Source organism: Pseudoalteromonas sp. MMG022 (genome assembly GCF_021654245.1).
GTDB lineage: Bacteria > Pseudomonadota > Gammaproteobacteria > Enterobacterales > Alteromonadaceae > Pseudoalteromonas > Pseudoalteromonas amylolytica.
In genome coordinates this window covers 1-514 of record NZ_JAKFZQ010000058.1, presented here as the reverse complement: position 1 = coordinate 514, position 514 = coordinate 1, and the positions used below count along the sequence as shown (strand labels likewise).

The 514-nt window shown below is 49.0% G+C and carries 1 pseudogene; it reads left to right on the top strand.

Going from position 1 to position 514, the window contains the following annotated elements:
- Positions 1 to 514: pseudogene (locus tag L1070_RS20175) on the top strand (AMP-binding protein); the annotation flags it as partial.

Below are 514 nucleotides of genomic sequence, written 5' to 3'. Positions count from 1 at the left end.
GCATCCAAATAGCTCAGAGCGTTTATATCGTACCGGTGACTTAGTGCGTTATTTACCAGATGGTAATTTAGAGTTTATAGGGCGAGTGGACGATCAGGTTAAGATCCGCGGGTTTAGGATTGAACTGGGTGAAGTCGAAGCACAGCTTGCAGCCCAAGCAGGCGTTGACTCAGCATTGGTGATGGCCAAAGAGCTGGCGGGCGCACAACAATTGGTGGGCTATATCCAAGCCAATGGCGCATTAGACGAAGCAGGTCAGCGACAATTGGTGGCTCAGGTGAAAGAGAGTTTAGCGAACTGCTTGCCTGATTACATGGTGCCAAGCGTACTTATGGTGGTGAATACGTGGCCGCTGACAGCCAACGGTAAGATAGATAAAAAGGCACTACCACAACCAGATGGTAGTGTGTTGCAGGGGGAATATGTTGCCCCATGCAGTGAAGCGGAAGACTCATTAGTGAGGATTTTCTCACAGCTGCTGGACATTGATGCAGATAAAATCAGTACAACAGCG